Origin of the sequence: Actinocatenispora sera (genome assembly GCF_018324685.1) — a bacterium.
GTDB lineage: Bacteria > Actinomycetota > Actinomycetes > Mycobacteriales > Micromonosporaceae > Actinocatenispora > Actinocatenispora sera.
Genome location: NZ_AP023354.1, coordinates 5,167,423 through 5,186,727 on the forward strand (window position 1 = coordinate 5,167,423; position 19,305 = coordinate 5,186,727).

Genomic DNA, 19,305 nt, shown 5'->3' on the forward strand with positions numbered 1-19,305 from the left:
GCGCGAAGGCCGGCCGCCAGCGGGAACGTAGGGTGGACCGGTGCGGATCGATGAGCCGACGCGGGCGGACCTCGGGCCGATCCTCGCCGACCACGATCGGTACTGGGGCGGTCGGGACCTGCGATGGCTGCACCACCCGATGTACTGCCGGCAGTTCGCCGACACCGGCCTGGTCGCCCGCGCCGACGGCATCGTCGGCTACCTGTTCGGGTTCGTGGCGCCGACCGGCGAGGGCTACGTGCACCTGGTGGCGGTGCGCGACGACGCCCGCGGTACCGGGCTGGGCCGCACCCTGTACGACCGGTTCGGCGAGCTCGCCGCCGCCCGCGGCGCCGACCGGCTGACCGCGATCACCACGCCCGGCAACGCCGGATCGATCGCGTTCCACCGCGCGCTCGGTTTCACCGCCGAGACCGTCGCCGACTACTCCGGCCCCGGCGGCGACCGGGTCGTGCTGCACCGCCCGCTCGACCGCGAACCGGTACGGATCGAGCCGGCGCGGGTGTCCGACGCCGGCGCGGTACTCACGGTCCAGCAGGCCGCGTTCGTCACCGAAGCGCTGGCGTACGGCGCGGCGATCCCGCCGGTACGCGAGAGTGTCGCCGACGTCACGGCGGCGATCGTCGCCGGCCGGGTACTGGTGGCCCGGGACGGGGCCCGGGTGATCGGCGCCGCCCGGGTCTCCCCCATCGACCACGGCACCGGGGCGGAGATCGGGCGGTTGGCGGTGGCGCCGGACCGGCAGGGCGAGGGGCTGGGCAGCCGGCTGCTCGCCGCCGCGGAGGCGCACGCCGGACCGGTCGAGCGGTACGTGCTGGTCACCGGTCACCGCAGCGAGCGCAACCTGGGCCTGTACCGGCGGCGCGGGTACACCGAGACGCACCGGGCCCTGGATCCGGTCGGAGTGCCGGTGATACATCTGGCCAAACCACGCCATACCAGCTGATTGCTCCGGCCCGGTCGCGCGGTTCTGCTCCCCGCCGCAGCGACGCCGAGCCGGGCACGGGAGGATGGTGTCATGGCAGTACGCACCGACCTCCGCAATGTCGCGATCATCGCGCACGTCGACCATGGCAAGACGACCCTCGTGGACGCGATGCTCCGGCAGTCCGGCGCGTTCGGCGCGCACCTGTCCGCGCACGAGGCCGAGGACCGGGTCATGGACTCGATGGACCTCGAACGGGAAAAGGGCATCACGATCCTGGCCAAGAACACGGCCGTGCACTACAGCCCGCCGGACGGCGGCGACCCGGTGACGATCAACATCGTGGACACCCCGGGGCACGCCGATTTCGGCGGCGAGGTGGAGCGCGGACTGTCCATGGTCGACGGCGTGGTGCTGCTGGTGGACGCCAGCGAGGGTCCGCTGCCGCAGACCCGGTTCGTGCTGCGCAAGGCGCTCGCGGCGAAGCTGCCGGTGGTACTCGTGATCAACAAGGTGGATCGCTCCGACGCCCGGATCGCCGAGGTCGTCGACTCCACCTACGAGCTGTTCTTCGACCTGGACGCGAGCGACGAGCAGATCGACTTCCCGATCGTGTACGCGTCGGCCCGATCCGGGCGGGCCAGCCTGGAGCGCCCGGCCGACGGCGGCCAGCCCGACTCCCCCAACCTCGAACCCCTGTTCCGTACGATCCTGGACACCGTCCCTGCCCCGTCGTACACCGAGGGCGCGCCGCTGCAGGCGCACGTGACGAACCTGGACGCGTCGCCGTTCCTCGGCCGCATCGCGCTGTGCCGGGTGCACGAGGGAACCATCCGCAAGGGCGAGACGGTCGCCTGGTGCCGGCACGACGGTACGGTCGAGCGGGTCCGGATCTCCGAGCTGCTGATGACCGAGGCGCTCGAGCGCAAGCCGGCCGAGTCGGCCCGGCAGGGCGACATCATCGCCATCGCCGGTATCGCCGACATCATGATCGGCGACACTCTCGCCGATCCGGAGGACCCGCGCCCGCTACCGCTGATCACCGTGGACGAACCGGCCATCTCAATGGTGATCGGTACCAACACCTCGCCGCTGGTCGGCCGGGTCAAGGGTTCGAAGGTCACCGCGCGGCTGGTCAAGGACCGGCTGGACCGGGAGCTCGTCGGCAACGTCTCGCTGCGGGTGCTGCCCACCGAGCGGCCGGACGCCTGGGAGGTGCAGGGCCGTGGTGAGCTGGCGCTGGCGATCCTGGTGGAGATCATGCGCCGGGAGGGCTACGAGCTGACGGTGGGCAAGCCGCAGGTGGTCACGCACACCGTCGACGGCAAGGTGCACGAGCCGACCGAGCGACTCACGGTGGATGCGCCGGAGGAGTACCTGGGCACGATCACCCAGCTGCTCAACCTGCGCAAGGGCCGGATGGAGAACCTGGTCAACCACGGCACCGGCTGGGTCCGGATGGAGTGGATCGTGCCGTCCCGCGGCCTGATCGGCTTCCGCACCGAGTTCCTCACCGAGACCCGCGGCACCGGCATCGCCCACCACGTCTTCGAGTCGTACGAGCCGTGGTTCGGTGAGCTGCGCACCCGCAACACCGGCTCGCTGATCGCCGACCGGGCCGGCGTGGCCGTCGCGTTCGCGATGCACAACCTGCAGGAGCGCGGCACCCTGTTCGTCGAGCCGACCACCGAGGTGTACGAGGGCATGATCGTCGGCGAGAACTCGCGCGCCGACGACATGGACGTCAACATCACCAAGGAGAAGAAGCTCACCAACATGCGCTCCTCCACCGGTGACGAGCTGGAGCGGCTGGTGCCGCCGCGCAAGCTGTCGCTGGAGCAGGCGCTGGAGTTCTGCCGCGGCGACGAGTGCGTCGAGGTGACCCCGGAGACGGTCCGGATCCGCAAGGTCGTGCTGTCGGCCGCCGAGCGGGGTCGCGCCCGCGGCCGCGCCAACCGCACCTGACCGTCGGCCACGCCGCCGCGGCCGACGGTCGGCGGTGCCCGGGCGGCACGGTGATCTCGGTGCCGTTAACCTCGGCGCATGACCGCCTCGCACCTGCCCGCGCTGACCGACACGCTCGACGCGGCGGGCGGCACCGTCTCGGTGTACGCCGGGCCGCTGTCCGGCCCGCCGGCGTTCACCCGGCTGCCGGACGAACCGCACTACGCCGCCAGCACGATGAAGGCGGCGGTGCTCGCCACCGCGTACCGGCTGGCCGAGGCCGGCGCGGTGGAGCTGGACGAGCCGCTCGCGGTGCACGACGAGTTCACCTCGGCGGCACCCGGCGACGCGCGGTTCGCGATGCGTCACTCGTACGACAACGACGACGAGGTGTGGGCCCGGCTCGGCGACACCGCGCCGCTGCGCTGGCTGCTGCGGCGCATGATCATCCGCTCCTCCAACCTGGCCACCAACCTGGTACTGGAACGGATCGGCACCCACGCGCTCGCCAACACGCTGCGCGACGCCGGGGCGACCAGGATGGTCGTGGCGCGCGGCATCGAGGACGCCGCCGCCGTCGACGCGGGGCTGGACAACCTGGTCACCGCCGGCGACCTGGCCCGGCTGCTCGCCGCGATCGCCGACCGGCGGATCGCCTCGGCACGGCACTGCGACGAGATGATGGGCATCCTGCTCGACCAGGAGTGCACCGAGGATCTGGCCGCGGGCCTGCCGCCGGGCACCCGGATCGCGCACAAGAACGGCTGGGTGGAGCGGATCCGCCACGGCGTCGGGGTGGTGCTGCCGGACGACGCCCCGCCGTACGCGATCGCGGTGTGCACCACCACCGACCTGCCCGACGCGCAGGCGTGCGCGCTGCTCGCCGAGGTGTCCGCCGCGGCGTGGGCGGACCGGCACGACCTCGGCCAGCCGGGCTGACCCCGGCCCACCCCGCTTCGGCGCGCCCGGATCGGGCCGGCCGGGTCCACGGGATGTCGGCGGCGTCAGTCCGGGACAGGCGCCCGGTGCGGCGGGCTCAGCCGGTAGTGCTGCCGACCGTCCCGGTCGCTGACCACCACGCCGAGTGCGGCGAGTTCGGTACGCAGCTGCGCCGCGTCGTTCGCGTCCTTGCTCAGCGCCTCCGCCCGGGCGCCCAGCAACGCGTCGGCCGCGGCCGGCAGCTCGGGCAGGCCGGGCACCCACCGCCGGTACTCTTCGGCGTGCGGGTCGCCGTCGGGCTGCCACGGGTACCCGTGGCGGTCGAACGCGGCGCGCAGCGCGGTGGCGTCCAGGTCGACGGCCTGGCGGGCCAGCTCCTCGGTACCGACGCCGAGCAGTACCAGGTCGTCGTCGGCCAGGAAGACCGCGCCGACCTGCGCCCGGGGTACCGACCGGACGGCCTCGTCCCGGGTGATCGTCACCGTCGTGTCGCTGACCCGTACGGAGACCTCCTCGGCGGCGGCGACCAGCGCGAGGATCAACCCCACCACGACGCCCAGCACCACCGCGCCGACCGTCGTGTACGGCTCGGGCAGCCGAGCGACCAACCGGAACGGGCCCTGCAGCGGCGCCCAGGGCAGCCCGGCGATGGCCGGTGCGAGCAGGTTGACCGCCTCGGCCACCGCGACGGTCAGCACGGGCAGCCCGACCGCGAGGAGGATGCGTTCGCCGGTGGAGCGGCTGACCAGGGTGCCGTCGGGCGAGGAGGTGGTCATCGGGTGATCTCCTTCTGTCGCGCGCCGTCGCGCCGCTGCCGGTGGGTACGCACCACCGGGCCGGGCCGGCGACCCGGTGGTGCGACGGTGGTCGTGCCGGCCACCCAGTCGACGATCGCGTGCAGTTCGGCGGTCTGGGCCGCGGCGTCGAAGCCGTCCTCGCCGACGGACAGGTAGCTCGCGTCGATCAGGGTCTGGATCCAGCCGGCCGCGCGCTCCGGCGGGAACGCGAGCCGGTGTCCGGCGACGGCCAGCCGGCTCAGCAGCGTGGTCAGGGTGGCCCGGGTGGCCGCGTCGTCGCCGCCGACCAGCTCGGCGAGCTCGGGATCCTCGTTGACCTGCAGGACCAGAACCGCGGTGAGACCGGGAGCGAGGGGGTCGGCCAGGTCGGCGGCGAGATGCGACACCAGCCGCCGCAGCCCCGCCGTCGGGTCGGGATCGGCGACCGCGGCGTCGCGCGCCTCCTGGTTGCCGGGCAGGTCGGCGGCGAACAGCGCGCGCACCAGCTCGCGCTTGGTGGCGAAGTAGTGGAACAGCGTGCCGGAGCCGATGCCGGCGCGGCGGCAGATGCTTGCGGTGGAGGCGCCGGCGACGCCGTGCTCGGCGAACTCGACCGCCGCCGCGGCGAGGATCTGCGCGCGCCGTCGGGCGTGCTGCTCGGGGTCGACGGTACGCATGCGCCGCAGTCTAGCGCATTACTAGAGTGCCTGCTCCAACAAACAAGTCGCCCACCGACACGGTCAGCCCGGGCCCGCACGAGGACCCGGTCGAGGTCGCGTGGCGAACCGGGCACGGCCGCCCGCCGCCGCGACGAACCAGCCCGTCACCTGCGGCTGGCGGTACCGGCGCGCCGGGTAGGGTGCGCATCGTGCCGATCATCGACGTCACCACCCAGGTGGTCTCCGCCCCGCTGCACACCCCGTTCGTGACCGCGCTGCGCCGCACGACCACCACCGACACGGTCGTGGTGACGGTCACCGACTCCGACGGACACCGCGGATACGGCGAGGCGCCGCAGGTGTGGCAGGTGACCGGCGAATCGCTGGCCGGTGCCCGCGCCTGCATCGACGGCCCGCTGCGCGCCGCGATCATCGACCGCGACCCCGACGACCTGCAGGAGTTGCTGCGGGCGGTGCGTGGCGCGGCGGTCGCCAACCACGGTGCCAAGGGCGCGGTGGACGTGGCGCTGCACGACCTCGCCGCCCGCCGCGCCGGGCTGCCGCTGGCCCGCTACCTCGGCGGCGCCGCGACGACGGTACGCACCGACGTGACGCTGTCGGTGGACGAGCCGGACCGGCTGGCCACCGCGGCCCGCACGCGCGTCGCCGACGGCTTCGACGTACTCAAGATCAAGGTCGGGACCGACCCGGTCGGCGACGTCGCCCGGGTCGCCGCGATCCGCGCCGCGGTCGGCCCGGACGTGCAGATCCGGCTGGACGCCAACCAGGGCTGGACCCCGCGCCAGGCGGTCCGCGCAATCCGCGCGATGGAGGACTCCGGCGCCGGGATCGAGCTGGTCGAGCAGCCCGTCGCCGGCCACGACATCGCCGGCCTCGCGCACGTCACCGCGCACGTCGACACCCCGACCCTGGCCGACGAGGCGGTGTACGGGGTGCGTGACCTACTCGCCGTCATCCAGCAGCGGGCCGCCGACATGGTCAACGTCAAGCTGGCCAAGAGCGCCGGCCTCGGCCCGGCCCGTACCCTGCTGGAGCTCGCGGCCGCGGCGGGCATCGGCACGATGGTCGGCTCGATGATGGAGACGCACGTGGGGCTGGGCGCCGCCGCGAGCCTGGTCGCCGCGTACGGCACCACCGCAGTCAGCGACCTGGACGCCGCCTGGTGGATCTCCGACACGCCGGTCGTCGGCGGCATCCGGTACGACGGGGCGACCGTGCACCTGCCCGATGCGCCCGGTCTTGGCATAGATGGCGTGGTCGACCGGCCCGCGATCACCGAACCGTGACGCTCGCGCAACCGGCCCGGTGCGGTACGAACCGGGCCGGTTCCGTATTCTCGTAGCCCACAGGTACCGCGGGGTGGACGCCGGTGGGGTCCATGGGGGAGGTTGATCGCGGGCCGTCTCGCGCGTCGTCAGCCGCACGGCCCCAGCCACCTGTCCATGCACACCGGCGCATCGGTAAGGGGGCTGAAAGACTCGTGAGCGGCAAGATCTTCGCACAGCGGACCGCACCACAGGCCGGCCGGACGGCCACCGTCGCGGTATCGGTAGCGACGGTATGGACCAGACCGGAGGCGGTGCGCGAGATCGACGCGCCGGCGATCGCCGAGGTGCCGGACATGCGCCGGTGGGTCGCGTCGATGAGCAAGCAGCAGCTGCTCGATCTCGACGGCCGTACCCTCACCCAGCTGCTGCTCGGTGAGCGGGTGCTGGTCGAGGAGGTGTCCGGCGACTGGACCCGGGTGATCGCGATCGAGCAGCCGGCCGGCAAGCTCGACGAGCGCGGCTATCCCGGCGTGGTGCGCACCGCACACCTGACCGGCGGTGAGCCCCCGCAGGGCGTACGGGAGGTCGTGGTCGACGCGACCGCCACCGCGCTGTGCGACGAGCCCAACGGCGACGTGTTGCTGCCCGGCGTCGTGATCGGCACCCGGCTCGCAGTCGCCGGTGAGCGCGAACGCGGCTGGCTGCCGGTCCTGGTACCGGCGGCCGACGGGCCGCTGTGGGTGCGCGAGGCCGACGTCGCGACCGCCCCGACCGGTACCCCCTCGACGAAGGACCTGCTCGCCGTCGCCGAGCGGCTGCGCGACGTGCCGTACGTGTGGGGCGGCCTGTCGGCCTACGGCATCGACTGCTCCGGGCTGGTGCACCTGGCGCACCGCCGGCTGGGCGTCACGGTGCCGCGCGACGCCGACGACCAGTCGGTGGTCGGTGAGCGGATCGAGCTCGGCCACGAGCAGCCCGGCGATCTGTACTTCTTCGCCCGGCCGGGCAAGTCGCCGCACCATGTCGGGCTGGCCGCCGGGCCGGACCGGCAGATGCTGCATGCCTCCGGGCAGGAGTCGGCCGGCAAGGTCGTCAACGAGCCGATGACCGAGGCCCGCAGCGCCACTCTGGTGGCCGCCCGCCGCACCCTGAGCTGACCGCCGGCGCGCCCGGGCCGGCCGGCCCGGGACCTGAACCGCCGCACCCGCGCCGCCCACGGTCGCCGCGTCGGACCCGCCGGCGCGGGCCGATTCGGCCGCCGATCGGGGCGGCCCGTCGCCAGTCGGATCGGTGAGTCTCGGGTAGGGGCGGCGCGCCGCCGCCGGGTCGCTGCCTCGCCGGTCGGGTCAGCGGTCGGCGTGCGCGGCGCGGCGCGCGTCGACCCGGGTCTTGGCCAGGCTGGCCACCGTGGTCACCGCGAGCGCGCCCACCACGACCGCCAGCGACAGCCAGGTCGGCACCTCCGGTACCGCCTCGAACGGCGCGCCGCCGTGCACGAACGGCAGGTCGTTCTGGTGCACCGCCTCCAGGATGAGCTTCACGCCGATGAAGCCGAGGATGATGCCCAGCCCGTAGTTGAGGTAGACCAGCCGCTCCATCAGCCCGCCGAGCAGGAAGTACAGCTGGCGCAGCCCCATCAGCGCGAACACGTTGGCGGCGAAGACCAGGTAGGCCTGCTTGGTGATGCCGAAGATCGCCGGAATCGAGTCGAGCGCGAACAGCAGGTCGGTGGTGCCGATGGTCAGGATGACGATCAACATCGGGGTGAACAGCCGCCGGCCCTGCTTGATCACGGTCATGCTGCCGTCGTGGAAGTCCTTCGACAGCGGCAGCGCCCGGCTGGCCCAGCGCACCAGCGCGTTCTCCTTGAACTCCGCCGGGTCGTCCTCGTGCGTGGCCGTCTTCACCGCGGTGTAGATCAGAAACGCCCCGAAGATGTAGAACACCCAGGAGAATCGGTCGATCACCGCGGCGCCGGCGGCGATGAACGCGCCCCGCATGACCAGGGCGATCACGATCCCGATCAGCAGCACCTTCTGCTGCAGCGCCCGCGGCACCGCGAACCGCGCCATGATGATCATGAAGATGAACAGGTTGTCCACCGACAGGCTGTACTCGGTGATCCAACCGGTGAAGAACTCGGTCGCCGGGTTCGCTCCGGCCAGCAGGAACAGCCCGAGACCGAACAGACCGGCCAGACCGACGTAGAAGACCACCCACATGGTGCATTCACGCAAGGTCGGTACATGCGGGCGCCGACCCACGATCGCCAGGTCGGCCAGCAGAATGGCGAGCAGCCCCACGATGGTTGCCACCCACACCCAGTCATGCACCACCACGATGTGGCCTTCCGGTAGAGACGGTGATCTACCGGAGGTCTCTTCCACCGTGGCGCCGCCACAGCCACCGGCCCCGGGGCACCGCGGCTCGCGCCACGGCGCACCGTGTTGACGGAACCGGCGCGTCGGGAGTACTCCCCTCCTTGCCCCTATTCTCACCCCGCCACCCCGCCGTCGCGAGCCAGGGTGACCAGGTTCGCAATGCCTTTTTCGCCCGACCGGGCGAGCGGACCCGGCCGTACCTGCGTCGCTGGCGCTCGGCATACTGGCCGGCATGGTGCTGGAGGTAGGGCTGATCGACGTCACCGCTGGTAGCGAGGACGATTTCGCCGCCGCGTACCGCACGGCCCGGGAGCTGCTGACCGGCACGCCCGGCTGCCGTTCGGTGCGGATGACCCGGGGGGTGGAGAGCCCGTCCCGATTCGTCCTGCTCGTCGAGTGGGACTCGGTCGAGGCACACGAGCAGAACTTCCGGGCCAGCGAGCGGTACGGCGCGTGGCGCGGCCTGATCGGCCCGTACTTCGCGCAGCCGCCGCGGGTGGAGCACTTCACCGACCTGCACTGAGCCGAGCCACTCGCCGGGCCCCCTCGGTCGGGTGCGCACCCGGTCAGCCGAGCGGGTCTGCGAACCGCCAGGTCAGTACGGCGTCGCAGGCCGCCGTGGCCGTCTCCAGTCGCGCCGGCAGCGGCCCGGTCAGCTCGACGACCGGCGCCGGCTGCGCGGCCAGTACCTCGCGGAACCGCTCGGTCATCCACGGCCGGAGCTGTTCCCCGTCGCGCAGCCCGTCGTCGACGAACGGCACCCCGACGTGGTCGGTGAGCAGGTACAGGTCCGGGCGCCGGGCCTGCGCCGTCACGGCCGCCGAGGCCGTACCGAGGTAGCGCTGCTCCCACACCGCGGTGGCGAACGCGTCCGTGTCGCACACCAGCAGCGGCGAGGTGTCCCGGGCCGCCGTGTCCTCCCGCTCGTTCTGCCGCCGGGCCACCTCGACGAAGTCGTCGCGCTGCCACGTCACGTCGAACACCGACGCGGCCGAGTCGGCGGCGCGCAGCACGGCGAGCTTCTCCTCGGTCCGCTCCCGCCCGTACTCCGGCACCCAGCGGGTGCGCGCCCAGACGCCGCCGCGCCGCCGGTACCGGTGCGCGAGTGCCCGGGCGAGGGTGGTGGTGCCGGTGGACTCCGCGCCGACCACGACCACCCGGCGCGCCAGCCCGGCCCGTACCGGGGCGGCCAGCAGCGACCAGTGGGCCGCCGGATCCGCCCGTACCGCGGTACCCGACACCGGCACGACCCGCCGGTCCGGATCGACCGGGACGTGCCTGGCGTCGAAGCGCCGCGCCAGCTCCGGCCCGTACGACTCGGAGCTGAACACCGCGTCGATCCGCGCCGGCACCCCGTCGTCCGCCGCGGCCTTCGCCACCAGCGTGCGGGTGAACTCCACGTGCGCCGCCCACACCGCGTCGTCGTGGTAGTCGATCGGATCGTCGTCGTACCCGCCGACGACACGCACGTGCGGCTGGCCGGCATGGATCTCCCGCAGCCAGGCCAGCCGGTCCGCCAGCGGGATCGACTCCATGGTGGACGGTGCGCACACCACGGTGAGGCGGGCGCAGGCCGCCGCGGCGGTGTCGATCAGGTACCGGTGGCCCGCGTGCGGGGGGTAGAACTTCCCCAGTACCAGGCCGTGCCGGTGGCGGGCGACGGCGTTCACGGCTGCTCCGGTTCGGCCGGACCGACCGCCGGTTCCGCGCCCGCCGCCCCGGCCGTGACCGGTCGGGCACTCGCCGCCCGCACCGTGGGCCCGCCCGCCCGTCCGGCATCCGTCGGGTCGGGCGCCGGCCGCGGCCGGGTGGCGCCGGCGCGGTGCAGGTCGGCCAGCCAGCCACGCAGACCGAACAGGCACAGCGCGAGGAACAGCACGTACAGCAACGCGGTCAGCCACAACTGCTTGTAGGCGTACAGCGGGATGTAGACCAGGTCCGCGGCGATCCAGAACAACCAGCTCTCCCACCGCTTGCGCGACTGCCCGTACGTGGCGAGCAGCGACAGCACCGTGGTGACCGCGTCACCGACCGGCACGGTCGAGTCGGTGAGCCGGGACAGCAGCAACCACAACCCGGCGGTACCGGCGAGGCCGCAGCCGGCGAGCCAGCACCACTCGACCCGGGTGGTCCGGGTGACCGGCAGCTCGACCCGGCGACCGGTGCCGTACACCCACTGCCACCAGCCGTAGCCGGCCAGCGCGATGTAGACGATCTGCAGCCCGGCGTCCGCGTACAGCCCGGAGCCGGCGAACAGCACGACGAAGAACACGTTGTTGGCGATGCCGATCGGCCAGTTCGCGATGTGCTGCCGCGCGACCAGCCACACGCACAGCGCACCGGTGACGAACCCGAACGCCTCCGCACCACTCACCGACGTACCCAGCGCGGTGAACAGCGGCGCGGTCAGCGCCGCCAGGATCGACCCGAACACCCACCCTCCCCACCGAACCGGCCGGGCACACGCTACCGGTCGGTGCGGTCGGGGAGAAGTCAGGCCGGCGACATCCGGAACATCGACCCGACGTCGAACAGGGTGTCGATCCGCTCGTTGAGTCCGGCGCGCTCGTCACCCCAGACCCGCATCAGCACCTCGTCCTCGGATGCCCGCGCCATCACCACCACCAGCCGGGCCACCCCGCCGAGGATGGGATGGGTGTACCAGGAGCCGGTGGCGTCGTCGGTCTGCTGCAACGCCGACTCGGCGGCCGACCACTCGGCCGGATCGAAGCCACTGCCGGCGTACATGGTGAGCAGCTCCAGCAACGGCCGGGTGTTGCCGGCCGGCAGCCGACCACCGCCGAGCAGCGTCATGTCCTCGGCGTCCGGGGGCACTGGCGAACCGGTGCGGCGCCCGACGGTCATCAGCTGTCCACCTCACTTCACGCCGGCGGCGTCCATGCCGCGCAGCTCCTTCTTCAACTCGGCTATCTCATCACGGATTCGCGCGGCGAGCTCGAACTGCAACTCCCGGGCGGCCGCGAGCATCTGGTCGTTGAGCTGCTGGATCAGGTCGGCGAGCTCTGCGCGGGCCATCCCGGCGCCGGTCGGCTCGCCGGACGCGGCCCGGGAACGGTTGCGGCTGCGCGCCTCCGGCACCGGCGCCTTGCCCCGGGACTGCTGCCGGCCACCGCCGCCGACCAGCGACTCGGCGTCGTCGGCGGCCCGGTAGATGTCGTCCAGGATGTCGCCGATCTTCTTGCGCAACGGCTGCGGGTCGACGCCGTGCTCGGCGTTGTAGGCGACCTGCTTCTCGCGCCGCCGATCGGTCTCCTCCAGCGCGTGCCGCATCGACGGGGTGATCGCGTCCGCGTACATGATCACCTGGCCGGACACGTTGCGGGCGGCGCGGCCGATGGTCTGGATCAGGCTGGTACCGGAGCGCAGGAAGCCTTCCTTGTCCGCGTCCAGGATCGCCACCAGCGACACCTCGGGCAGGTCGAGCCCCTCCCGCAGCAGGTTGATGCCGACGAGCACGTCGTACTCGCCCTGGCGCAGCTCGCGCAGCAGCTCGACCCGGCGCAGCGTGTCGACCTCCGAGTGCAGGTAGCGCACCCGGATGTTGTGCTCCAGCAGGTAGTCGGTGAGGTCCTCGGCCATCTTCTTGGTCAGCGTGGTGACCAGCACCCGCTCGTTGCGCTCGGTGCGCTCGTTGATCTGCGCCATCAGGTCGTCGATCTGCCCCTTCGTGGGCAGCACCACCACCTGCGGGTCGACCAGGCCGGTCGGCCGGATCACCTGCTCGACGAACTCACCACCCGAGCGCTCCAGCTCCCACGGGCCGGGGGTGGCCGACATGTACACGGTCTGGCCGACCCGCTCTTCGAACTCGTCGAACCGCAGCGGCCGGTTGTCGGCGGCCGACGGCAGCCGGAAGCCGTGCTCGATCAGGGTGCGCTTGCGCGACGCGTCGCCCTCGTACATCCCGCCGATCTGCGGGACGGTGTTGTGCGACTCGTCGATGATGGTCAGGAAGTCGTCCGGGAAGTAGTCGAGCAGGGTGTGCGGCGGGGTGCCGGGCGCCCGGCCGTCGAAGTGCATCGAGTAGTTCTCGATGCCGGAACAGAAGCCCACCTGCCGCATCATCTCGATGTCGTACTGGGTGCGCATCCGCAGCCGCTGCGACTCCAGCAGCTTGCCCTGCCGGTCCAGCTCGGCGAGCCGCTCGCCCAGCTCCGCCTCGATGTCGCGGATGGCCCGCTCCATCCGCTCCGGGCCGGCCACGTAGTGGCTCGCCGGGAAGATCATCAGATCCTCGGCCTCCCGGATCACCTCACCGGTCAGCGGATGCAAGTAGTACATCTTCTCGACCTCGTCGCCGAAGAACTCGATGCGCACCGCGAGCTCCTCGTACGCCGGGATGATCTCCAGCGTGTCCCCGCGCACCCGGAACGTGCCGCGCTGGAACGCCACGTCGTTGCGGGTGTACTGGTCGTCGACCAGCCGGCGCAGCAACGCGTCCCGGTCGTATTCGGTACCGACGGTCAGCCGCACCGCCCGCTCGATGTACTCCTGCGGGGTGCCCAGGCCGTAGATCGCCGAGACGGTGGCCACCACCACCGTGTCGGAGCGGGTCAGCAGGTTCATCGTCGCGGCGTGCCGCAGCCGGTCGACCTCCTCGTTGATCGAGGAGTCCTTCTCGATGTAGGTGTCGGTCTGCGGGATGTACGCCTCGGGCTGGTAGTAGTCGTAGTAGCTGACGAAGTAGCCGACCGCGTTGTTGGGCAGCAGCTCCCCGAGCTCCTTCGCCAGCTGGGCGCACAGCGTCTTGTTGGGTGCCAGCACCAGGGTCGGCCGCTGCAACCGCTCGATCAGCCAGGCGGCGGTGGCGCTCTTGCCGGTGCCGGTGGCGCCGAGCAGCACGGTGTGCCGCTCCCCCGCCTTGACCCGCCGCTCCAGCTCGTCGATCGCGGCGGGCTGGTCACCAGCGGGTTGGTAGTCGCTGATCACCTGGAAGGCGCCCTCGCGACGGGGGATCTCACGCGTCATGCATCCAGGCTACGACGGGCCCCCGACAGTTCGGGGCGGCCGACGCGGCACGGTCGCGCAGCCCGGGCGGCCACGCCGAAACCGGCACGAATCTCGCTGTTCGCCCACTCGGCCGGAACGGGTTGTGTGGCCCACCCCACCGGTCTACCGTTCGTGGCAGCAGGCCGCTTGCGGCACCGACCGGGGAAGACGAGCGAGGCCGATCCACTCACGGTCTCGTACCGCATCTCCGGCGGGGGTCGCAGCCCCGGCCACGGCCGGTGAGGCGCGCCCGAGGCAGGTCGGGGGTTGAGCCTGACCGCCCACCGTGGGCGACCTGCCCGGCGAGGCTCCGGCCGCGAGGCCGGGGCCTCGCCGCGCGAGCCCCGCCCGGCTCAGAGCCAGCCGTTGTCGCGGGCGATCCGGGCCGCCTCGGTGCGGTTGCGGGCCCCGGTCTTCCCGATCGCGCTGGACAGGTAGTTGCGCACGGTGCCACCCGACAGCGCCAGCCGGTCGGCGATCTGCGCCACCGAGGCGCCGCCCGCGCCGGCCGCCAGCACGTCGCGTTCGCGCTCGGTCAGCGGGCTCGGCCCGGCGCCGAGCGAGGCGACCGCGAGCGCGGGGTCCAGTACCACGTCACCGGCGGCGACCCGGCGGATCGCGGCGGCGAGCTCGTTCGGTGGGGAGTCCTTGACCACGAAGCCACGCGCGCCGGCGTCCATCGCCCGCCGCAGGTAGCCGGGACGGCCGAAGGTGGTCAGGATCAGCACCCTGGTCTCCGGTACCGCGACGCGCAGCTGCTCGGTCGCCTCGATCCCGGTCAGGACCGGCATCTCGATGTCCAGCAGCGCCACGTCCGGGCGGTGTGTGCGGGCCGCGGCCACCGCCGCCGCCCCGTCGGCGGCCTCGGCCACGATCGTCAGGTCCGGTTCCAGGCCGAGCAGCGCCGACAGCGCGCCCCGGACCAGGTGCTGATCCTCGGCCAGCAGGATCCGGATCACGATGCCCCGGCAGCGGCGGCGACCCGGCCGCCCGGCGCGGTGACCGGCAGCTCGGCCCACAGCCGGTACCAGCCGTCGACCCGCTCGGTGTGCACCGCGCCGCCGAGCGCGGTGACCCGCTCGCGCAGCCCGGTCAGCCCGTTGCCGTACGGGCTGGTGGCGTCGCCGTGGCCGTCGTCGGCGACCTCGACCACGACCGGGTCGGCCGACCGCACGGTGATCCGCGCCGTGCCGGCGCGGGAGTGCCGGACCACGTTCGTGACGCCCTCGCGCACCACCCAGCCCGCCACGTCGGCGAGCGGGGCCGGCACCGAGCCGGCGTCCGGGGCGGACAGCACGCAGCCGATGCCGGCCGCCGCGAGCAGCGCCTGCGCGGTGGACAGCTCGCCGGTCAGCGACGAGTCCCGGAACCCGGACACGGTGGCCCGGACCTCCTCCAGCGCCTCGCGGGCGAGCCGGCCGGCCTCCGCGCTCTGTTGCCGGGCCCGCTCCGGGTCACTCCCGGCCAGCCGACCGGCGAGGTCGGACAGCAACGCGACGGCCGCCAGCCGCTGGCCGAGCACGTCGTGCAGGTCCCGGGCGATGCGCAGCCGCTCCTCGCTGACCGCCAGCCGGGCCATCTCGGCGCGGGCCATGCGCAGCAGCACCATGGTGCGCAGCAGCCAGAAGAACATCGAGGTGAACAGCGCCACCGCCGCCACCGAGGCGACGTAGCCGATCAGGCTGACGCCCCGGTCGCCGTACCCGACGGCAACGACCGTGGTCGCCACCAGCGTGGTGACCTGGCTCGGGATCCACCACCTCGGCGGCAGCTGCCCGGGCAGGATCGCGACCAGGTAGTACGGGAACGCGTACCGCCAGGTCGACCCGATCGGGACCATCAGCAGGACGCCGACGGCGATCAGCCCGATCAGCGCGTACGGCGCGGCCAGCCGGAACGGACGCTGCATGCCGACGTGGATCAACCGGACGAAGAACACCACGTAGGCGGCGAGGCCGACGATGGCGAACACCAGCATCGGCGCGCCCGGCGGCTCGGTGGCGACCGACACGCAGATCGGGATCAGGTAACCGAGCCAGGCGCAGGTCAGTAGGGTCGCCGCGCGCCGCCGGCGCGGCGTCCACTCGAAGTCCTCCTGCGTCACACCTGACATGGTGCCTCACTCCCCGATCGCCGCATCGCCCCGGACGCACCGGTACCGGTCGCCGGGCAGCATGCCCGCCCGGCGACCGGCCCGGTCAGGACGCCTTCCGGAACCGCCAGCCGGCGAACCCGAGCAACACCACCAGCCAGGCCGCGAACAGCAGCGCACCGCTGCCGAACGGCTGGTGCCCGTCGAGCAGCCGCCAGCTCAGCTCGCCGGCCCGGTACGACGGGAGCACCCGCGCGACCTGCGCGAGCCAGTGCGGGAACACCTGTACCGGCATCCACAGTCCGCCGCCGATGGACAGCACGAACAGCAGCGCCACCGACACCCCGCTCGCCACCTCGTCGCGCACGCTGTACCCGATCGCCACGCCCAGCGCGATGAACGGGATCGTGGCGAGCCACAGCAGCGGCACCAGCGCGAACCAGGTACCGGCCGGCAGCCGTACCCCGTTGACGACGAAGCCGCACGCCATCACCAGCAGGATCACCGGCAGCGTCAGCAGGATCGAGGCGCCGAGCTTGATGCCGAGGTAACCGATCGGCCGCAGTGGGGTCAGCGCGAGCGTCCGCGTCCAGCCGCGGGTGCGCTCGGTGGCGATCCGGGCGCTGACCCCGGTGAGCCCGGCGCCCATCGCCCCGTACAGCGCCATCGACACCATGTACTGCGCGGACCAGTCCTTGTCGCCGCCGCTGCCGAAGACCTGCGTGAACAGCAGGTAGAACCCGACGGGGAAGCAGATCGTGTAGGCGAGGAACGGCACGTTGCGCAACGTCCGCCGGATCTCCATCACCAGGTACCGGCCCATCAGGCCACCTCCGCCGGTGCGTCGGGTCGGGTCAGGGCCAGGAACGCGTCGGTCAACGCGGCCGCGGCCACCTCGATGTCGCGCGCCTGCGGGTAGCCGGTCACCAGCGCCCGCAGCGTCGCGTCGGAGTCGGTGGTACGCACCAGCACCGCGTCGCCGTGCACCTCGACGTTCGTCGCACCGGGCAGCTCCGCCAACGCCGCCCGGTCCGCGCCGGGCAGCGTGCATCGCACGGTGCGGGCCGCGGCCATCGCCCGGATCGCGGTCGTCGGGCCGTCCGCGACGACCCGGCCCCGGTCGATCAACACGATCCGGTCGGCGATCTCGTCCGCCTCCTCCAGGTAGTGCGTGCTGAACAGCACCGTGCGACCGGCCGCCGCGAACCCCCGAACCGAGGCCCAGAAGTCGCGCCGGGACGCCACGTCCAGCCCGGCGGTCGGCTCGTCGAGTACCAGCAGGCTCGGGTCGCCGAGCAGCGCGAGCGCGAACCGGACCCGCTGCGCCTGGCCGCCGGAGAGCCGGTCGGTACGGCGCTTCAGCAGGTCGGCCACCCCGGCGGTCTCGGCGACCTGCCCGATCGGGAGCGGATGCGGCTGCAGCGCGGCGATCGCGGTGAGCAGCTCGCCGACCCGCGCCCCCGGGATCAGCTCACCGGTCTGCAGGACGGCGCCGACCGATCCGGCGTCCAGCGCCGCCCGCGGGCGGGTGCCGAACAGCTCGGCCTGCCCGGTGTCCGGCGCCCGCAGGCCCAGCATGATGTCGACGGTGGTGGACTTTCCGGCACCGTTGGGCCCCAGCAGCGCCACCACCTCGCCGGGGCCGATGCGCAGATCGACGCCGGCGACGGCGGTCACTGCTCCGTATCGCTTGCGGATGCCGCGCAACGACACGGCATCGGAATGCTTCAACTCGGTCACCAGTACAGGGTCCCGAAGACGCGAAAGCGCCGGTAGTGCCGTTCGAGCAGCGTTCCGCCATGACATTCGTCAGTGCCCGGCGGAAACCAGGGCGGTGGTCCGCCCCCGGCGGAAACCAGGGCGGTGGTCCGCCCCCGGCGGAACCGGTCCGCCCCCGGTGGAAACCAGTCGGCGCCCGGCGAAACCAGTCGGTGCCTGGCGGGACGGAACCAGCGCAGTGGTCGGCGCCACCACGGGCATTGCTGCCTAGGTAACTGGATCTTTGTCGGGACGCCAGCCGGTGTCGGCCATCCAGCGATCCAGCCGCGGCAGCGCATCGTCGAACCAGGGCCCCTTCAGCTCGGCGTACGCCGAGGTCGTTGCGCCCGAGGCGGCCAGCCGCTGCTTCAGCGCCGCGTAGCCGTCCCGCATCGCCGGCTCGGCGCGCAGCCAGTCGCGGAACGCCAGCGCGTACCGCCAGGCCGGGCTCGCCTGCGCCCGTACGTGCAGCTGCACCAGCCGGCCCGGGTCCGCCGACCCGTGGAACCGCTTCACCAGCACCGGCTCCGGCGCCCCCGCCGGCGGCGGGTCGTCCCACCAGTCCCCGCCGTACCGGGGCAGGCCGGCCGCCGCCAGCGGCTCGGCCAAGGCGTCCGCGGCGGCCAGATCCGGCACCACCAGCTGCAGGTCCAGCACGTCCTTCGCCGGCAGGCCGGGCACCGAGGTCGACCCCACGTGGTCGAGCCGCACGTAGCGGTCGCCCAGCGCGTACCGGATCCGCGCGGCGATCCGCTGGTACTGGATCGGCCAGGTCGGGTCCGGCGCGACGATGTGCAGCCGCTCGGGCCGGCGCACCGGCCGCTGCTGCCGGACGTTGCGCTCGTAGTCCAGCAGCCGGGCCGACCACAGCCGCTCGACGGCGCCGTCCAGCGCACCCCGGGTACCGGAGTTGTCGAGGACGACGTCGGCGGCGGCGCGGCGCCGCTCGTCGCTGGCCTGCGCGTCGATCCGGGCCTGCGCGTCGGCCACGCTCATGCCCCGCGCCACCAGCCGCTCCCGCCGAACGGCCGGGTCGGCCTCGACCACCACCACCAGGTGGTAGGTGGGCGTGAGCCCCACCTCGACCAGCAGCGGTACGTCGTTGACCACCACCGCGTCGGCCGGTGCGGCGGCCATCAGCTCGTCGGACCGGGCCCGCACCAGCGGGTGCACGATCGCCTCCAGCCGGCCTCGCGCGGCCGGATCGGCGAACACGAGCCGCGCCAGCCGGGCACGATCCAACCCCTGCGGGCCGACGACATCCGGCCCGAACTCGGCCGCCACCGCGGCGAGGCCCGGCGTACCGGGCGCGACCACCTCGCGCGCCAGCACGTCCGAGTCGACCAGCACCGCGCCGCGCGCCACCAGCCGCCGAGCCACCTCAGTCTTGCCGGCGCCGATCCCGCCGGTCAGTCCCACCCAAAGCACGGGCGCAAGTCTGCCAGCCGGGCCCGCCACCCCGGGCACGACACCGTCGCGCCCGGGTACGAGATCGCGGCCACGGGCGCCCTGATACGAGGTCGCGGGCACGG

At 73.0% G+C, this 19,305-nt stretch carries 18 protein-coding genes; 6 read left to right on the forward strand and 12 right to left on the reverse strand.

Features of this window, described 5'->3' with window-relative positions; all coding sequences use genetic code 11:
• Window positions 1-40 precede the first annotated feature (40 nt).
• The 3 genes from Asera_RS24435 (at window position 41) to Asera_RS24445 (ending at window position 3,808) form a co-directional block, all read left to right on the forward strand.
• Window positions 41-946, forward strand: coding sequence for a GNAT family N-acetyltransferase (locus tag Asera_RS24435; protein WP_211255645.1), 906 nt, complete (start codon window positions 41-43; stop codon window positions 944-946).
• A 72-nt stretch (window positions 947-1,018) separates the two neighbouring features.
• Window positions 1,019-2,890 carry a translational GTPase TypA gene (gene typA / locus Asera_RS24440; RefSeq protein ID WP_030447553.1) on the forward strand — a complete coding sequence of 624 codons (1,872 nt, stop codon included), beginning with the start codon at window positions 1,019-1,021 and terminating at the stop codon, window positions 2,888-2,890.
• 78 nt (window positions 2,891-2,968) lie between these two features.
• Complete coding sequence (locus Asera_RS24445) at window positions 2,969-3,808, forward strand: serine hydrolase (RefSeq protein WP_051802534.1); 840 nt, start codon at window positions 2,969-2,971, stop codon at window positions 3,806-3,808.
• A gap of 65 nt (window positions 3,809-3,873) precedes the next feature.
• Here Asera_RS24445 and Asera_RS24450 read toward each other — a convergent pair whose 3' ends face one another.
• Together Asera_RS24450 and Asera_RS24455 are read right to left on the reverse strand one after the other, a co-directional pair.
• On the reverse strand, window positions 3,874-4,584 hold the full coding sequence (locus Asera_RS24450; RefSeq protein WP_035297381.1) for a YqeB family protein: 711 nt from the start codon (window positions 4,582-4,584) through the stop codon (window positions 3,874-3,876).
• The gene (locus Asera_RS24455; protein ID WP_084132014.1) at window positions 4,581-5,261 is read right to left on the reverse strand and encodes a TetR/AcrR family transcriptional regulator; all 681 of its coding nucleotides are present in this window, start codon (window positions 5,259-5,261) and stop codon (window positions 4,581-4,583) included. The genes Asera_RS24450 and Asera_RS24455 overlap by 4 nt, the downstream gene beginning before the upstream one ends.
• 191 nt (window positions 5,262-5,452) lie before the next feature.
• On the opposite strand from Asera_RS24455, the gene Asera_RS24460 reads away from it, so the two are divergent.
• On the forward strand, window positions 5,453-6,550 hold the full coding sequence (locus tag Asera_RS24460) for a mandelate racemase/muconate lactonizing enzyme family protein (protein WP_030447557.1): 1,098 nt from the start codon (window positions 5,453-5,455) through the stop codon (window positions 6,548-6,550).
• A gap of 293 nt (window positions 6,551-6,843) precedes the next feature.
• Window positions 6,844-7,689, forward strand: a complete 846-nt coding sequence (locus Asera_RS24465; RefSeq protein ID WP_244844009.1) for a C40 family peptidase — start codon at window positions 6,844-6,846, stop codon at window positions 7,687-7,689.
• 189 nt (window positions 7,690-7,878) lie between these two features.
• On the opposite strand, the gene Asera_RS24470 is transcribed toward Asera_RS24465, so the two are convergent.
• Complete coding sequence (locus Asera_RS24470) at window positions 7,879-8,871, reverse strand: TerC family protein (RefSeq protein ID WP_030447559.1); 993 nt, start codon at window positions 8,869-8,871, stop codon at window positions 7,879-7,881.
• Window positions 8,872-9,145: 274 nt separating this feature from the next.
• Between Asera_RS24470 and Asera_RS24475 the strand changes: the two genes are divergently transcribed.
• A complete protein-coding gene (locus tag Asera_RS24475) occupies window positions 9,146-9,436 on the forward strand; it encodes an antibiotic biosynthesis monooxygenase family protein (protein WP_030447560.1) in 291 nt (96 codons plus the stop codon).
• A 43-nt stretch (window positions 9,437-9,479) separates the two neighbouring features.
• Here the strand turns inward: Asera_RS24475 and Asera_RS24480 are convergent, their stop codons facing one another.
• The 9 genes from Asera_RS24480 to coaE form a co-directional block, all read right to left on the reverse strand.
• Window positions 9,480-10,583 (reverse strand): AAA family ATPase, encoded by a 1,104-nt coding sequence (locus Asera_RS24480; RefSeq protein ID WP_030447561.1) that lies wholly within the window; start codon window positions 10,581-10,583, stop codon window positions 9,480-9,482.
• Window positions 10,580-11,347, reverse strand: a complete 768-nt coding sequence (gene pnuC, locus Asera_RS24485) for a nicotinamide riboside transporter PnuC (protein WP_084132020.1) — start codon at window positions 11,345-11,347, stop codon at window positions 10,580-10,582. Before pnuC ends, Asera_RS24480 begins: the two co-directional genes overlap by 4 nt.
• Before the next feature lie 59 nt (window positions 11,348-11,406).
• Window positions 11,407-11,778, reverse strand: coding sequence for a hypothetical protein (locus tag Asera_RS24490; protein ID WP_030447563.1), 372 nt, complete (start codon window positions 11,776-11,778; stop codon window positions 11,407-11,409).
• 12 nt (window positions 11,779-11,790) lie between these two features.
• The gene (gene uvrB, locus Asera_RS24495; protein WP_030447564.1) at window positions 11,791-13,902 is read right to left on the reverse strand and encodes an excinuclease ABC subunit UvrB; all 2,112 of its coding nucleotides are present in this window, start codon (window positions 13,900-13,902) and stop codon (window positions 11,791-11,793) included.
• 374 nt (window positions 13,903-14,276) lie between these two features.
• Window positions 14,277-14,882, reverse strand: coding sequence for a response regulator transcription factor (locus Asera_RS24500; RefSeq protein ID WP_051802559.1), 606 nt, complete (start codon window positions 14,880-14,882; stop codon window positions 14,277-14,279).
• On the reverse strand, window positions 14,879-16,036 hold the full coding sequence (locus Asera_RS24505; protein WP_084132023.1) for a sensor histidine kinase: 1,158 nt from the start codon (window positions 16,034-16,036) through the stop codon (window positions 14,879-14,881). The genes Asera_RS24500 and Asera_RS24505 overlap by 4 nt, the downstream gene beginning before the upstream one ends.
• 85 nt (window positions 16,037-16,121) lie before the next feature.
• Complete coding sequence (locus Asera_RS24510; protein ID WP_030447567.1) at window positions 16,122-16,838, reverse strand: ABC transporter permease; 717 nt, start codon at window positions 16,836-16,838, stop codon at window positions 16,122-16,124.
• Window positions 16,838-17,755 (reverse strand): ABC transporter ATP-binding protein, encoded by a 918-nt coding sequence (locus Asera_RS24515; RefSeq protein ID WP_244844011.1) that lies wholly within the window; start codon window positions 17,753-17,755, stop codon window positions 16,838-16,840. The genes Asera_RS24510 and Asera_RS24515 overlap by 1 nt, the downstream gene beginning before the upstream one ends.
• Window positions 17,756-18,001: 246 nt before the next feature.
• Window positions 18,002-19,201: a dephospho-CoA kinase gene (gene coaE / locus Asera_RS24520; RefSeq protein WP_030447569.1), complete on the reverse strand. Its 1,200-nt coding sequence runs from the start codon at window positions 19,199-19,201 to the stop codon at window positions 18,002-18,004.
• Between the last annotated feature and the right edge of the window lie 104 nt (window positions 19,202-19,305).

Excerpts from the sequence above, each read along its gene's own strand:
- Asera_RS24450 (WP_035297381.1), bottom strand. The coding sequence starts at position 4,584 with ATGACCACCTCCTCGCCCGACGGCACCCTGGTCAGCCGCTCCACCGGC.
- Asera_RS24490 (WP_030447563.1), bottom strand. The coding sequence starts at position 11,778 with ATGACCGTCGGGCGCCGCACCGGTTCGCCAGTGCCCCCGGACGCCGAG.
- Asera_RS24475 (WP_030447560.1), top strand. The coding sequence starts at position 9,146 with ATGGTGCTGGAGGTAGGGCTGATCGACGTCACCGCTGGTAGCGAGGAC.
- Asera_RS24505 (WP_084132023.1), bottom strand. The coding sequence starts at position 16,036 with ATGTCAGGTGTGACGCAGGAGGACTTCGAGTGGACGCCGCGCCGGCGG.
- uvrB (WP_030447564.1), bottom strand. The coding sequence starts at position 13,902 with ATGACGCGTGAGATCCCCCGTCGCGAGGGCGCCTTCCAGGTGATCAGC.
- Asera_RS24445 (WP_051802534.1), top strand. The coding sequence starts at position 2,969 with ATGACCGCCTCGCACCTGCCCGCGCTGACCGACACGCTCGACGCGGCG.
- Asera_RS24455 (WP_084132014.1), bottom strand. The coding sequence starts at position 5,261 with ATGCGTACCGTCGACCCCGAGCAGCACGCCCGACGGCGCGCGCAGATC.
- typA (WP_030447553.1), top strand. The coding sequence starts at position 1,019 with ATGGCAGTACGCACCGACCTCCGCAATGTCGCGATCATCGCGCACGTC.
- Asera_RS24510 (WP_030447567.1), bottom strand. The coding sequence starts at position 16,838 with ATGGGCCGGTACCTGGTGATGGAGATCCGGCGGACGTTGCGCAACGTG.